This window comes from Synechocystis sp. PCC 7339, assembly GCF_019924095.1.
GTDB lineage: Bacteria > Cyanobacteriota > Cyanobacteriia > Cyanobacteriales > Microcystaceae > Synechocystis.
Genome location: NZ_CP063659.1, coordinates 1,858,927 through 1,872,391 on the forward strand (window position 1 = coordinate 1,858,927; position 13,465 = coordinate 1,872,391).

General features: G+C 45.1%; 14 protein-coding genes and 1 pseudogene. 8 read left to right on the plus strand and 7 right to left on the minus strand.

Going from position 1 to position 13,465, the window contains the following annotated elements; translation table 11 throughout:
- Nucleotides 1-387: 387 nt before the first annotated feature.
- Nucleotides 388-1,401: an L-histidine N(alpha)-methyltransferase gene (gene egtD, locus IQE94_RS08795; protein ID WP_212717548.1), complete on the plus strand. Its 1,014-nt coding sequence runs from the start codon at nt 388-390 to the stop codon at nt 1,399-1,401.
- Here the strand turns inward: egtD and IQE94_RS08800 are convergent.
- The 3 genes from IQE94_RS08800 to IQE94_RS08810 all read right to left on the minus strand — a co-directional run bounded on the left by IQE94_RS08800 (nt 1,394) and on the right by IQE94_RS08810 (nt 3,597).
- Nucleotides 1,394-1,882: a hypothetical protein gene (locus IQE94_RS08800; RefSeq protein WP_223343174.1), complete on the minus strand. Its 489-nt coding sequence runs from the start codon at nt 1,880-1,882 to the stop codon at nt 1,394-1,396. The genes egtD and IQE94_RS08800 overlap by 8 nt on opposite strands.
- Nucleotides 1,883-1,971: 89 nt before the next feature.
- Nucleotides 1,972-2,667: an orotidine-5'-phosphate decarboxylase gene (gene pyrF / locus IQE94_RS08805; RefSeq protein ID WP_212717560.1), complete on the minus strand. Its 696-nt coding sequence runs from the start codon at nt 2,665-2,667 to the stop codon at nt 1,972-1,974.
- A 45-nt stretch (nt 2,668-2,712) separates the two neighbouring features.
- A complete protein-coding gene (locus IQE94_RS08810; RefSeq protein ID WP_223343175.1) occupies nt 2,713-3,597 on the minus strand; it encodes a lipopolysaccharide assembly protein LapB in 885 nt (294 codons plus the stop codon).
- 485 nt (nt 3,598-4,082) lie between these two features.
- Here IQE94_RS08810 and IQE94_RS08815 point away from each other — a divergent pair, with 485 nt between their 5' ends.
- The gene (locus tag IQE94_RS08815; protein WP_223343176.1) at nt 4,083-4,559 is read left to right on the plus strand and encodes a hypothetical protein; all 477 of its coding nucleotides are present in this window, start codon (nt 4,083-4,085) and stop codon (nt 4,557-4,559) included.
- Between the two features lie 320 nt (nt 4,560-4,879).
- On the opposite strand, the gene IQE94_RS08820 is transcribed toward IQE94_RS08815, so the two are convergent.
- Both IQE94_RS08820 and IQE94_RS08825 read right to left on the minus strand, forming a co-directional pair.
- On the minus strand, nt 4,880-5,101 hold the full coding sequence (locus IQE94_RS08820) for a hypothetical protein (protein ID WP_212717564.1): 222 nt from the start codon (nt 5,099-5,101) through the stop codon (nt 4,880-4,882).
- A 71-nt stretch (nt 5,102-5,172) separates the two neighbouring features.
- Nucleotides 5,173-5,553, minus strand: a complete 381-nt coding sequence (locus IQE94_RS08825) for a transposase (RefSeq protein ID WP_223343177.1) — start codon at nt 5,551-5,553, stop codon at nt 5,173-5,175.
- 76 nt (nt 5,554-5,629) lie between these two features.
- On the opposite strand from IQE94_RS08825, the gene IQE94_RS08830 reads away from it, so the two are divergent.
- The gene (locus IQE94_RS08830; RefSeq protein ID WP_223343178.1) at nt 5,630-6,940 is read left to right on the plus strand and encodes an IS701 family transposase; all 1,311 of its coding nucleotides are present in this window, start codon (nt 5,630-5,632) and stop codon (nt 6,938-6,940) included.
- A gap of 202 nt (nt 6,941-7,142) precedes the next feature.
- Here IQE94_RS08830 and IQE94_RS08835 read toward each other — a convergent pair whose 3' ends face one another.
- A complete protein-coding gene (locus tag IQE94_RS08835; RefSeq protein ID WP_212717636.1) occupies nt 7,143-7,418 on the minus strand; it encodes a transposase in 276 nt (91 codons plus the stop codon).
- Between the two features lie 157 nt (nt 7,419-7,575).
- On the opposite strand from IQE94_RS08835, the pseudogene IQE94_RS08840 reads away from it, so the two are divergent.
- The 5 genes and pseudogenes from IQE94_RS08840 to IQE94_RS08860 form a co-directional block, all read left to right on the plus strand.
- Nucleotides 7,576-8,319, plus strand: a pseudogene (locus IQE94_RS08840) (IS256 family transposase); the annotation flags it as partial.
- A 115-nt stretch (nt 8,320-8,434) separates the two neighbouring features.
- Nucleotides 8,435-9,202, plus strand: coding sequence for a CPBP family intramembrane glutamic endopeptidase (locus IQE94_RS08845; protein WP_223343179.1), 768 nt, complete (start codon nt 8,435-8,437; stop codon nt 9,200-9,202).
- A 105-nt stretch (nt 9,203-9,307) separates the two neighbouring features.
- Entirely contained in the window at nt 9,308-9,823 is a 516-nt protein-coding gene (locus IQE94_RS08850; RefSeq protein ID WP_212717632.1) for a DUF4269 domain-containing protein, read from the plus strand.
- A gap of 323 nt (nt 9,824-10,146) precedes the next feature.
- On the plus strand, nt 10,147-11,952 hold the full coding sequence (locus IQE94_RS08855) for an ABC transporter ATP-binding protein (RefSeq protein WP_212717630.1): 1,806 nt from the start codon (nt 10,147-10,149) through the stop codon (nt 11,950-11,952).
- Between the two features lie 91 nt (nt 11,953-12,043).
- Entirely contained in the window at nt 12,044-12,556 is a 513-nt protein-coding gene (locus IQE94_RS08860; protein WP_212717628.1) for a hypothetical protein, read from the plus strand.
- A 203-nt stretch (nt 12,557-12,759) separates the two neighbouring features.
- Here IQE94_RS08860 and IQE94_RS08865 read toward each other — a convergent pair whose 3' ends face one another.
- Nucleotides 12,760-13,425 (minus strand): DNA-3-methyladenine glycosylase, encoded by a 666-nt coding sequence (locus IQE94_RS08865; protein WP_223341765.1) that lies wholly within the window; start codon nt 13,423-13,425, stop codon nt 12,760-12,762.
- Nucleotides 13,426-13,465: the final 40 nt, after the last annotated feature.

Genomic DNA, 13,465 nt, shown 5'->3' on the forward strand with positions numbered 1-13,465 from the left:
TCTTCAGAACGTGTTTGAAAAGTCCCCCTGACCCCCCAAATTTGAGGGGAAGCAAACGCAAAGTCCCCCGGTATTGCCGGAGCTTTGGTGAGGGGATTTAGGAGGCAAAATAAGACTTTACAAACAGGCTCCCAGTATTACCTAAGCTTTAGTGGGTCGATGTAGAGGCTAACCAAAACTGCATCAGCAGGCTCTTAAACGCCATTACCAAGGTCTGAGGTGATGTTGCAAGTATCATTACTAGGCTTTCTCCGGCCAAGGGGTAAGATTGGAGCAATCCCTGGGCGAGTTTTCAAGCTTCGCCGCTGTTTAACTACGGTCTGGGGGTCGATCTGGAGGGACAGTTCAGGTTATGGTGCGAGGATGTGTTAGTTTTTGCACCTCACCATGGTCTCCGTTCAAAATTCCCCCCGTCTACAGCTCGAAAACCGTCTCCTCAGCCATCCCCAGAGCTATGTCAACCATGGCCAAGATGTCATTGTCGGTTTGCAGCAATACCCCAAAACTTTACCCCCCCACTATTTTTACGATGACCGGGGTTCTCTGCTGTTTGAGCAAATTTGTCTACTGCCGGAATATTATCCCACCCGCACGGAGGCCAGTATTCTTCAGGCGATCGCCAAGGAACTGGTGCAGATTACGGGGGCCTGTGACTTCATTGAATTGGGCAGTGGTAGTTCCACTAAAACCCGTATTTTACTGGATGCCTTTGCGGAAGAAAATATTGCCCTACGCTATATTCCCGTTGATGTCAGTGAAGCAATTTTGAAAGAAAATGCCGAGGCTATTTTAGCCACTTATCCCCAATTAACGGTTCGGGGTTTGGTGAGTACCTATCAGTTGGCCCTGGCATCATTGCCCCACCATAATTATCCCCATCGTTTGATGGCCTTTTTAGGCAGTTCCCTCGGTAATTTTTCCGCCGACGATTGTCAAGATTTTTTTGAGCAAGTAGGGCAAGCTTTAGACCCAGGGGATTACTTTTTATTGGGGGTGGATTTATGTAAACCCGTGGATATTTTAGAGGCGGCCTATAACGATGTCCAGGGGGTGACAGCGGAATTTAATTTGAATATGTTGCGCCATTTAAATTGGCGTTTTCAGGGCAATTTTGCGTTGGATAATTTTTTCCATCGAGCCATATTTAACCAGCAAAAGTCCCAAATTGAAATGTATTTACGCAGTGGCACCAAGCAAGCGGTGCGGCTGGAAAACCTTGGTTTAACGATTAACTTCCAAGCCGGGGAAACCATACTCACGGAAATATCCTGCAAATTTTCTCTCCAAGCTAATAATCCTAATGCCATTACCCGTCAGTTGGCGGACCATGGCCTAGAACCCTTGCAAGTATGGACCGATGACCAGCAATGGTTTGCAGTCATTTTAAGCCAGGTTAACTAGCCGCAAACACCCCTGCCTGACAATCCCTCAACCATAAACGAATGCCTTGGGCGATCGCCCCGGTGCTGGCGTCCCGGCGGGGAGAAGTGGGCTGTTCTGGGGAGCTTCCACCTAATTGTTGGTACAGTAACGCCAACTGCCAACCCTGCTCCGTTTGCACAAAAAATGCCCAGTAAAAGTTCTGACTGGCGATCGCCCGTTGGTCGGTGTAACTTCTTTCTAGGGTGGTGAAAAAGACTTGTTCAGTGGTATCTGGTAACGCCGGTTGCCATTGCTGTTGGGCTAGGGGGAGGGGATCAAAATCGGCATTGCCGGCAATCAAAATGTAGGTCCTCAAAGGAACGCCACCAATTTGACTCCGCTGCATGACCCGATTGGTGTAACTGGGCAAAGCTTCCAGCAGGGGGGGCATCAATTCCGTTAAAGGTTGCTGGTGCTGGCAGTGGCCTTGGTGGGAGGATGGCTGATTTCTGGCTTGCACGGAGCTTAAACCCAGATTGGTGAGCAGTATCAAAGTACAGCCAGTGGCAGATAGGCCAACTTTGGCAACCGGGGAGCATCGAAATAAGTTCAGACAGCAAAGTCTTGGCATAATCTTTCCCAAGCGGCTTCGGGGTTGGGGTCAGCAGTGATGGGCCGGCCAATGACAACATAATCGGCGCCAGCGGCGATCGCCTGAGAGGGTGTCATGATCCGTTGTTGATCCCCTTGGACAGACCAGAGGGGGCGCACGCCGGGGGTAACCAACAAAAAGTCCGGGCCATAGGTTTGCCTCAGCATAGCCACTTCCTGGGGAGAGCACACCGCTCCATCAAGGCCAGCATTTTGGGCTAACTGGGCCATGGCGTTGACATAATCCTCCACCGCTAACGGTTGTTGCAACTCTTCCCGTAACTGGCGATCGCCAATGCTGGTGAGTAGGGTAATGGCCAACAGTTTGGGAGGATGGGTCAACGGGGCCATGGCTTGGGCGGCCAAAGTTAAAGCTTGGCTCCCCGCAGTGGCATGGAGGGTTAACAAATCCACTTCGTACCGACTGGCAGACAGGCAAGCCCCCAAAACCGTGTTCGGGATGTCGTGGAACTTCAGGTCTAAAAAGATGCGCTTACCCCGCTCCTTTAACTCCGTCAAAATTCCTGGCCCCGCCCCCACAAACAATTCCAGCCCCACTTTCCAAAAATTCACCCCCGGTAAAAGATCCACTAGGGCGATCGCCTTGGGCAAATCCGGTACATCTAGGGCAACAATTACTTGGTCTGGGGTCATGACAGATTGAGGAATTATGGCAAAGGAACGGGAAAATTTGACCTACTACAGATCATCACTGGGGGGCGGTAAAGTGCGCAACATTTCCACCATGGTGGGGGTAGAAAATAGGGCCTTAGTGTCTGCAATTAACTGCTCTCCCCAAAGATTCTTAATCAGGAAATCAATTTCCCCATAGCGACTATCCAAGTTGAGGGCATCCTGAGCCTTCAGCAATCCCTCTTCCGTTTTGCCCTGTTTATACAACGCCACGGCGATCGCCAATTGGGGTTCCGGCTGTTCCGCATCGATTTTGATCACCTCTTGCCAACGTTTGAGGGCAGTGTCAATTTTTCCCTGTTCGTATTCGATTAAACCAATATTGTTCAGGGCTGGCCAAAACTGTTCCTCCGCTTTCAGAGCCTTTTGGTAGGCAGTGACAGCATCGGGATATTTAACCAATTTTAGATAGGCATTGCCCAAATCAAAGAGGGCGGCGGGGGTGTCGGGGCGCTGGGCTAAACCGGCCAGCAATACTTCCACTGCTTGGTTATATGCCCCCTGTTGAAAATAGGCATTACCTAGGGTGAATTTAATACCTGCCTCCTCCGGTGCCATGGCTTCAGCTTTTTTCAGCACTTCAATGCCCGGCTCCACCTCTTCCTGTTGCAAGTACAGGGTGCCGAGAATAAACCAAGTTTGAAACTGCTCCGGCGCCAGTTGAGTTGCCAGTTTGGCCCGAGGAAAGGCCAGGTCATACTGCTGAAATCGCACCAATTGCACCACATCTTCCGTGAGTGCCAGGCCCTGATCTTCTAACTGTTGTTGGTCTAAATTGGGGGTGTAGGGCAGGATCGCCTGGGAAAACACCGGGGCTGCCATACCGGCCAGGCCCAGTTGTAATCCCCATAAAAGCAACCAATGACGTTTTGACACAGTAATTTTTTCCATCGATCAATCAACATTCTGAGCCATGGTGGGGGAAATTGCGGTCTCCCAGCCTACCTTTGGAGGCAAGGCTCAAAACTTTTGAGGTATGGGGTTTATTGTATCTAGCCCGACGTTGTTTTGGCGATTAATCTTGGCTAAAGGGCTCCGGGAGTGTTTTTATTGACAGCTCCCTCGCTTAAAGGCGTGGGATTCCTGCTTCACTGGGTTTGTCTAGTCTTGTGCTGTCTCTGTCCTAGACTATGACGCCCCTGTGTTCAGGTATTTCCTTTTGGTCATGCATTCTAGTCGGCGAGAACCACCAATCTTGCCTCTCGTGGCACACTTGGGTGCGTGGGCATCCAGAGATTAACGCAAAGCCCTCCTACAGGACGGGGTTTTAAACCTATTTTTTCCATAAGATTTTATGCTAGTCCGCCTAAATCAAAAATTTGGCTGTGACTTTGACCCCAGCACCTCTTGTTGTGAATATTTATACTATTTTGCTTATGCAAAGCCGATGGACCCGATTGATTTTAGCCTGCAGTTTTTGGCTACCGTTCGCTTCTGTTAATAGCGTCAACGCTCAAACCTCCCCTGTGGACCCGGACTTTACGAATTTAAAGCAACAATTAGAGGCAAAAAAATTTAGGGTGTTACTATCCCCTCCTCCCCAACGGGGGGCTTACGGACTGCTCAATGCCCAAAGTCGTACCATCTGGATTCATCCCCTCACCTTTGAGTTGGGGATCGCTGTGCCGGTTATTGTTCATGAAGCGGTACACGCCGCCCAGGTATGTAAAGGCCAAGGGCAACTGGCTCCTTTAGGGGTAACGGCCGAACCATTGGTCTATGCCCGACCATTTTGGCTACGCTATGGTGAAAATCACCGCCGGGACTTGGAGCGAGAAGCTTTCACTATTCAAACCCAACCTAATCGCATAGCTCTAGTTTCTGATTATCTCAACCAATTTTGCCCATTTTGATAATTTATTTCCGCCAGGGCCAACGGGTACCCATTTCCGTTTTAGCTGACCAAATTAGGTAAAGCACCAACAGGCCAACGCCTGCCAGAAAGGGCAATAAGTCTTCTTGCATCGGATTCATGCCATCAAAAAAAATTTTATTTGTTAATCATTAAATCAATCTGTCAGGTAGATATAAAAAAAGAAAATTGGCTGAGATTTATTATTTCCGGTTTATCAAAAAATGATATGCTTCGTTAATTTCTTGAGTTTTTAGATGCGCTAGTTCTTGAAATTCGCCGGGCATATTACGTACAGTATCAGAGTAATAAGAAACAATTTTACTTCTGTATGTTTTTTTTGATCTCTTCTTGGCTGGCATTTTCATTAACACCTAAAATTTCAAAAAAGTTTCTTGTTTCAACATTAATATCCAGTAACGTAATTAAATTAGGCAACTCTTCTTTTGGAAACCCAAGAAAAATAGCAATCAACAAAATTTTATTTTGTTGACTTTGATTGATTTTTTGATTAGCTTTTGCAACTTCTGATAACAGGCTCAAAAACGCATTAATCTGAATAAAATGGAAACGGTAAAAAAGAATATTTATCTGCCTTACGGCGGATTTCGCGTCTAAGTGTAATAGTAGCAACAATGAGTAAAATAGTTCCGTCTAATTGTGGCAGAATTTAAAATAATGCCGATTGCTGTTAAGTTTTCAACAGATTCTTTGTCTTGAGGTCTAAATCTCCGAATAAAAGCCTTGAGTTTCCACCAAAAATGTTCAATGGGATTAGAATCTGGGGAGTAGCGTGGTAAATAAATCACCTTGGCTCCTGACGCTTCGATCATTTCTTTGACTCCTTGAACTTTATGATCATTGAGATTGTCCATAACAACGACAGTACCTTCCCAGAGTTGTGGGATTAATTCTTCTTTGACAAAATCTATGAACAGTTCTCCATTCATAGATTTAGGTAATAATTTTAAGCATAAAATCCCCGACAAACTCATTGCTCCTGCATAGCCCTCTTCCGTCAGACTGAGGGAATTAAAATGGAGATAAAAGGCTGAAAAGCGCGGAGGGAGAATGACAAAGACAAGAGAGGCGAAAAAGACAGTACAGTGTGTAGACACATATAGTGAACTGTATAAAGATATATTTCCAGAAGTGAGGTCTTATGAGTCATTTAAATATATCATTGTGGGAATATTAAGTGATATAAAAAGAAAGAGTTTACCTGCAATAGCATCATCACTAGGATTGAAAAATGAACAGGGATTACTGCATTTCATGACAGATTCTCCTTGGGAATTAAAAGAATTAGAAAAAAGAAGATTAAATATTATCTTAGAAGTTTTAGAAGGAAGAGAAATAATAGTAATAATAGATGAAACAGGAGACCCCAAAAAAGGGAAAACAACAGATTATGTAAAAAGACAATATATTGGAAATTTAGGAAAAATAGAAAGCGGTATAGTGTCAGTAAATGCCTATGGTTACTGCAATGGAGTAACGTTTCCTCTAGAATCAAAAGTATTTAAACCAAAAGAAAGATTAAAAGAGGGAGATAAGTATAAAACAAAGCCGGAATTAGCAGTAGAGATAATAAAAGAACTAGAAGAAAGTGGTTTTAAAATAAAAAGAGTAGTGTCAGATAGCTTATATGGAGAAAGCCATAGCAATTTTATCAGTGCCGTAGAGGAATTAAAAATAGAATATGCAGTGGGAATCCGGAGCAATCATGGGGTCTGGCTTCCAAAGGAAGCTAAAGTAAGGGCAAATAAGTGGAGGAGGTTTGAACATATAAGATGGGATGGAAAACAGGAAGATAGGTATATCAGAGAAATAGTTTATGGCAAAAAAAACGCAATAAGATATTGGGAAATTAAAACAGAAACAGAAAAAGAGGAGGAAAAAGCAGGATGGTTTGTAATGACTCGAATACCAGATATTAAATATAAAGAAGTTGTCAGAATATATGGGGTAAGGTCATGGATAGAATATGGATTTAAGCAATGCAAAAGTGAATTAGGATGGGCAGATTTTAGGGTAACTCATTATGAGCAAATTCAAAAATGGTGGGAATTAGTGATGTGTGCATATTGTATGATTTGTTTTTATGATGAGAATTTTAATCCGACTCTAAATTCAACGTCAAAGTATCATCAAAAGCATGAAAAATGGGATAAAGAAGAAGGGTGGAAAAAATGGCTAAACAACCTACGATTAGTGATCTCTGTATTTAATGCAATAAATCTTATCAAAAAGTGGTTAAAAGTATTTCCATTTGCCCATGTTTTGGATGAGTTAACTAAACCTTACAACAAGGTTGATAAGCTAGATCGATTAAAGTATTTGCTAAATTCATGGAATACATTCTATTCTTCTTCTGCCTAGATTGATGAAAGAGGGATAGTTGAGGCGGGCGCCCCTGTAGACAGAATCAAAGTCATAGGCTCTAGTTCCCATAAGACTTCTCGGCATATCTCGCATAATTCCCAGTAAGATGCCCATTTAGTCAAGAAATACTAAATTTTCAGGTTTCTCTTTCACAATTAAATGCCAATATTCCTTTCTTTCTTGTTGAACTTCTTCTGGGCTAGCTTTGCGATTCCTTTTTGTTTTTTTTTCGTGTTAATCTCAGGGTTTGTAAGAAGCGACACATGGTAGGTTCGCTGATTTTAATACCAGTTTTTTCTAGCCATAGCTCACAGTATTCTGAAAGAGTATAATCGGGATATTCTGCCACCATTGCTATAGCCTGCTCTTCTTTCCCCATCAGCTGACTAGGTTTCCCTTCACTTGGAGCTTTTGGGCAAACTTGTCCCATTTCTCGTTTTAGTTTAAGCAAATCCTGTACCGTTGTTTTGCTCACTTGAAACTGCTTTGCTACTTTTCTAATCGAGGTTTGATCGCCTTCATAGGTCTTGACTATTCTCTCTGATGTCCACTGATAGAGCAGGCATTTTACTTTTCGGTGAATTTTTACTTATGTTTGTCACCCATTGTGCCACTTCGTCATGGAATCCGCCGTAGAGGAGTTGTATGCCATTGTTTACCTAGATGCATTGTATGTAAACATTAAAGTCTCAGGTCGAGTGAGCAAACGGGCAGTGTATGCAGCGTTGGGTATTGACCGGGAGGGAGACAAGCAGCTACTAGGACTATGTATTGGGGAAGTGGAGGCCGAGGGAGTCAAATTTTGGTTACGAATCCTGACAGAGCTCAAGAATAGGGGGCTAAAGGATATTCTAATTGCCTGTTGCGATGGCTTAAGGGGCTTCCCTGAAGCGATTGAGGCAGTTTATCCCCAAACCCAAGTCCAACTATGTATTGTCCATTTGATACGTAATTGCCTTAACTCTGTCCCCTGGAAAGACCACAAGGCAGTGGCGACAGATTTGAAACTTATTTACCAGTCCCTAACCTTGGAAGAGGCAGAAGCGGCTCTGGATGCTTTTTCCCAGAAATGGGATAACCTTTACCCCGCTATCGCTCAAATCTGGCTACGTCATTGGGAGCATGTCATTCCCATTTTTGACTATTCCATGGAAATTCGACGGGTAATCTATACCACCAATGCTATTGAGTCCATGAACCGTTCTTTACGTCAAGTAATTAAAACCAAAGCCGTTTTTCCCGACGAAGATTCTGTCTTTACGCTATTATATTTAGCCATGAGGAACTTCACTAAAAAATGGCAACGCCCTATCCGAGATTGGCGAGCTGCTGCTTTCTATTTTGCTATTCTTTTTCCTGAACCCTTTTCTCTTTAATTTTCCTCTTTACACAAAATTTAGATCACTCTCCTTAGTTTGATAGATAACGACAATAATTTTAAGGTTATCTGTGAGAAGATCATTGCTGTCTATTTCGTAAGTTTTGCCAAGCATGATTTCCAAGACAATTCTATTCATTATTTTGTGGTTAATTGGCATGATAGGAGTGATTTCTACCATCTGGATTGCACTGCCAATCCCTGCCGAAGAACTTCCTCTACCTATCATCGTCGTCAAGCTTATTAACCTAATTTTGCCCACTTTCCTATTATTGATCGCAGTCTTAATAGGAGTCAATTTGGCATATAAAGTTGGATTATCAGCACCTTTTTTTGAAGCACTCGCAAGTAGCGCTCAGCAGCCAATTTTAGCGATTCAGCCTCAGGCGGTTCCTGGTTTGGTGGGCGGAGTATTCGGCGGTGTCGCGATTTCAACGTTATCTTTCCTTTGGCGCTCCTCACTCCCCAATGATTTTGTTGCCCAAGCAAAAGCACTATCTAATAACACACCTTTACTCACTCGTATTCTCTACGGAGGAATTACCGAGGAAATCTTAATGCGGTGGGGATTGATGTCGCTGCTTGTATGGGCAGCATGGCGGGTGTTGCAAAAAGGGCAAGGAAATCCTCATACTGTCTATGTTGTTCTTGCCATTGGTGTTTCAGCGATCGCATTTGGATTAGGGCATTTACCGTTAGCATTCACACTCAGTTCTCAAGCAACAACTTCGTTGGTTACGTATATCATTGTGGGGAATGCGTTTTTTGGTTTGATTGCGGGTTATCTATACTGGCAGAAGGGACTTGAGGCCGCGATCATTGCTCATGTTACTGTCCATCTAGTGGTGGCGGCGATTGATCATTTGAAGAGTTTCAGGTAGCGTATGGGGCAGCCAGCTAACAATGCGCTTGGAGCGGACGATCAAACTTCGTCTACCGTTCAAGTCTTTGCGTCGCACTCTTATTCCACTTGGCTTTGATTCCCAATGCGAATCCCTTACGAAAAAACAATTGAGAATCTCGACCTGCTGGCCAACCTGTCTTCATTCGAACCAATCGTGATCGGAACGCCGCCGCTTGGAATTGATGTGTCCAACAGCGATATCGACATTGCTTGTTATTGTGACGATCTTGACCAATTCGTAGGATTCACAACGCGCCAGTTTGAATCTCAAGATGGTTTTCAAATTCGACACGGAATTTTTCAAAACCATGAATCCATCATTGTTCAGTTCAATGCGTTTGAATGGGACGTTGAGATTTTCTGCCAACCAATTCCGACAAACAAACAGTGGGGCGTACGGCATTTTCGGATTGAACAGCGGTTGCTCGCTTTGTCTCCTAACCTAAAATCAACCGTGACGGAATTGAAACGTTCTGGCTTGAAAACTGAACTTGCGTTCGCCAAAGCTCTTGGATTATCCGGTGAGCCTTACGGGGCAATCCTTGGGCTTGAACAAACCGACGACCGTGAATTGTTGGCATTAACTGCGACACAATGAAATCGAGGGATAACAATGCGATGGTGACGGAGCGTCGGAGTCACGTTTTTTCCACTACTTGCAAGCCTCTCGCCGCTGCCCGCACATCGCCAACGTTGGGCGATCGCCTCCAACCCTAGGGGGAAAGATGGGTTAGATTTGTGAAGGTACAATGGCCTTTTGCCTTGCTCAACCATTGCCTGAGTCATGGATACTTAAGCCATAGTCGCTTGTTTTTAGGGCCTGTGTAACTTTTTTGACCAAGGGTAAATCGAGGTTTCTCGCAACGAAATCTCTCCACTTGGACGCGTCAGTCAGTTTTCCTGTCGATTATTTATTCTTCCATGATCCCTTCCCCTGCTGCTCCCCCGTCTGATAATGATTGGCGCTTGTTATTGCGTCTGCTGCCCTATGTCAAACGGTATCCCCGGGAACTGGCGGCGGCATTGATTTTGCTTATCCCCGTGGCTTTTTCTGGGGCGGTGCAACCCCTCATTATTGGGCAAGCAGTTTCCCTGTTGCGGGAGGAGCGGGCCTGGGGCTTTTTGGATGCTATGCCGTTAGATCGGGCTTTGCACACCCTAGTGATTATCCTGGCAGTCACCATTGTCATTAGATTGCTTTTTTTGGGGCTACAGGGCTTCATTGTGCAAAAAATGGGGCAGGAGATCACCGCCGATGTACGCCAGGATTTGTTTGAGCATGTTACGTCTTTATCGGTAAATTTTTTCCATCGTACTCCTGTCGGTCGTTTAGTTACCCGCATCACCAGTGACGTGGAGGCGCTGGGCGAAGTGTTTGCCAGCGGGGCGATCGGTGTGGTTAGTGACATCGTTTCCATTCTGGCCATTATCGTGACTATTTTTTTGGTGCAATGGCAGTTGGCCCTGCTATTGGTGGGAATGTTGGTGCCAGTGACCGTATTAATTATTTATTTCCAGCAACAATATCGCAAAGCTAACTACCAAGCTAGGGAGGAATTGTCTCGCCTTAATTCCCAGTTACAAGAAAATGTAGCTGGTATTAATGTGGTGCAATTATTCCGTCGGGAGGAGTTGAACAGTCGATCTTTTCGTCGGGTGAATGAAAAATATCGTCGGGCAGTGGATAAGACCATCTTTCACGATTCCGCTGTTTCGGCTACGTTGGAATGGATCAGTTTGGTGGCGATCGCCGGGGTGCTGGGTCTGGGGGGCTGGCTGATTTTACGCAATAACATGGAATTTGGAGTGCTGGCGGCGTTTATTCTCTACGGACAACGGCTATTCAATCCCCTGCGGCAGTTTGCGGATAAATTCACCATGTTCCAATCCGGCTTTACGGCGATCGAGCGCATTGGGGAATTAATGGAAGAACCGGTGGAAATCAAAGACCAGGCGGTAATTACCCCGATTGAAATTAACAGCGCTCTGCGGGGCAGCCACGGGGAAATTTGCTTTGAAAATGTGTGGTTTGGCTATAAACCGGACGAATATGTGCTCAAAAATTTGAATTTCATCATCAAACCCGGGGAAAAAGTCGCCCTAGTGGGGCCCACGGGGGCAGGCAAGAGTTCTATTATTCGCCTCCTTTGTCGCCTCCATGATCCTTCCCAGGGTCGAATTTTGGTGGATGGCATTGACATTCGCGAACTGTCCCAACAACAACTACGCCGTTTCATTGGCGTCATTCTCCAAGACAGTTTCCTGTTTGCCGGGGACGTGAAACGCAATATCACCCTGGGAGAAGAATACAGTTTGGCGGAAGTGCAACGGGCGGCCCAGTTAACCAGTGTCGATCGCCTGATTGAAGAATTGCCCCAGGGTTACCACACCCAACTGCGGGAAAGGGGCAGTAACCTATCCGGTGGTCAAAAACAATTGCTGGCCTTTGCTCGAGTGGCCATCCGGGAGCCCTACGTGCTGGTGATGGACGAAGCCACCGCCAGTTTAGACGTCCGCACCGAGGCGGCCATTCAAGAGGCCTTGCTACATTTGCTCCAGGATCGCACCTCCATCATCATTGCCCACCGTTTATCCACTATCCGCAATGTGGATCGCATTTTTGTGCTGAAACACGGGGAAATCGTCGAAACTGGCAACCATGACCAATTGCTGGCCCTGAAGGGACTTTACGCCAGTCTGTACCAGTTACAAATGCTGGGGGGCTAACGACCCTATTTTTCTGGTAAGATTAATGGTACACTGCTGGCTTTGCTGATGAATTTTCCGGCAAATTCAGTGAAATTGTCTAATCATTGCCATGGATATGAAATTTTTGACCCTTTTCCAACCATTGCTTTCCCTTGGCCTGGCCAGTATGGTTTCCCTGGCTGTACCTATGGTTACCCAAGCTGGCCAAAACTCTAGCAATCAAGGGGATGGACAAATCAGTCTGCCCGATCGCCAGGTGTTTGCCGTTGTCCCTTTTACCGAAGTGTCCCGGCAGTCATTTTGGCAGTGGTCGAATCTCAATACCCTGACTAGCCCAAACCAGCTCATTCAACAATTTTATAGTCAGCCCCTGTTGCCCCAACAATTGGAAGAAGGGGATTTTGGTTGCTTTCGATCAAAAAGCGCTACCATTACCTCTGTTAGCCAAGAATCCGTTGCTGTTTTGCTCACTCAAATGGGGAGTTGCGATGATTCCGTCAGTGGTCACCAAACCCGGGTGGATTTTGTCCCCATTGGCGATCGATGGCAGGTGGATTGGGTAGGGGAAAGAAGCCATTGCCGGGGGCGTTTTTGGGCAGAGCCGGGACAACTTTGCCCTTAATTTCCCACTGTTTATTTTTAAAAAGAAAACAAAACTTTTTTATCAGTATAGATATTAAGATGTCGATACTCAACATTTTTGAAAAACTTGTGGTTCTCGTCAATCTTTACTGGATTTTATTTGGTAGTTTTGCCGTCGAACTACTGTAGTTGTTATCGTCCAAGATTTGAAGCAAAAGTCAGTTACCTATGTGCCATTAACATTTACAAATGGATCTGGCTAACTGTTGCCGACAAACTCCGCCACAAATACCAACTAGCCAGACTGCGATAGGGCTGCCAATTTTTGCCGTATTCAAACACTTGTTTAGGACTAGGGCAATCGGGCAATTGATATAATTTTTGAATTGCAATGCGGATTCCCAAATCTTGACTCGGTAAAATATCCTGGCGACGTAGACGAAACAAGAGAAAAAGCTGCGCTGTCCAAGGGCCAATTCCTTTAATGGCAGTTAAGCGTTCAATAATGCTCAGATCATCCCAGGTTTCCAATTCAGATAAAGGGGGAAAATCATTTTGCAAGGCGATCGCCCAGGTTTTTAAGTAGCGGGCTTTATAGCGAGAGATGCCCAGTGCTCTTAAAGATTCAGGCTCAACATTGGCTAAGGTTTTTGCTGTCCATCCCTTAGGTTCGGCATAATCTAAAAATTTTTGGAATAACATTTGAGCTGTATTCGTATTGATTTGCTGACCAATAATCCCCCAGGCGATCGCCTCCAAGAATGTGGTTCGAGGTGGATGATGGGTCAATGAACAAACTTCTAGCCCAGCAATTAAAGTCCCGAGTCTGGTATCTTGAGATTGTAAATATTCAATTCCTTGATTGAGATCAAGATCGTATAGGGTTTTTACCATCAATAGTTGTTGCACAGAGCGGCGCTTTTAATTTGACATGACGAGGTAGTAAAAA

What these genes read in the sequence shown, in the direction of transcription:
- egtD (WP_212717548.1), top strand. Translation starts at nt 388, where the DNA reads ATGGTCTCCGTTCAAAATTCCCCCCGTCTACAGCTCGAAAACCGTCTC.
- pyrF (WP_212717560.1), bottom strand. Translation starts at nt 2,667, where the DNA reads ATGACCCCAGACCAAGTAATTGTTGCCCTAGATGTACCGGATTTGCCC.
- IQE94_RS08810 (WP_223343175.1), bottom strand. Translation starts at nt 3,597, where the DNA reads ATGGAAAAAATTACTGTGTCAAAACGTCATTGGTTGCTTTTATGGGGA.
- IQE94_RS08815 (WP_223343176.1), top strand. Translation starts at nt 4,083, where the DNA reads ATGCAAAGCCGATGGACCCGATTGATTTTAGCCTGCAGTTTTTGGCTA.
- IQE94_RS08825 (WP_223343177.1), bottom strand. Translation starts at nt 5,553, where the DNA reads ATGAGTTTGTCGGGGATTTTATGCTTAAAATTATTACCTAAATCTATG.
- IQE94_RS08830 (WP_223343178.1), top strand. Translation starts at nt 5,630, where the DNA reads ATGACAAAGACAAGAGAGGCGAAAAAGACAGTACAGTGTGTAGACACA.
- IQE94_RS08845 (WP_223343179.1), top strand. Translation starts at nt 8,435, where the DNA reads ATGATTTCCAAGACAATTCTATTCATTATTTTGTGGTTAATTGGCATG.
- IQE94_RS08850 (WP_212717632.1), top strand. Translation starts at nt 9,308, where the DNA reads ATGCGAATCCCTTACGAAAAAACAATTGAGAATCTCGACCTGCTGGCC.
- IQE94_RS08855 (WP_212717630.1), top strand. Translation starts at nt 10,147, where the DNA reads ATGATCCCTTCCCCTGCTGCTCCCCCGTCTGATAATGATTGGCGCTTG.
- IQE94_RS08860 (WP_212717628.1), top strand. Translation starts at nt 12,044, where the DNA reads ATGGATATGAAATTTTTGACCCTTTTCCAACCATTGCTTTCCCTTGGC.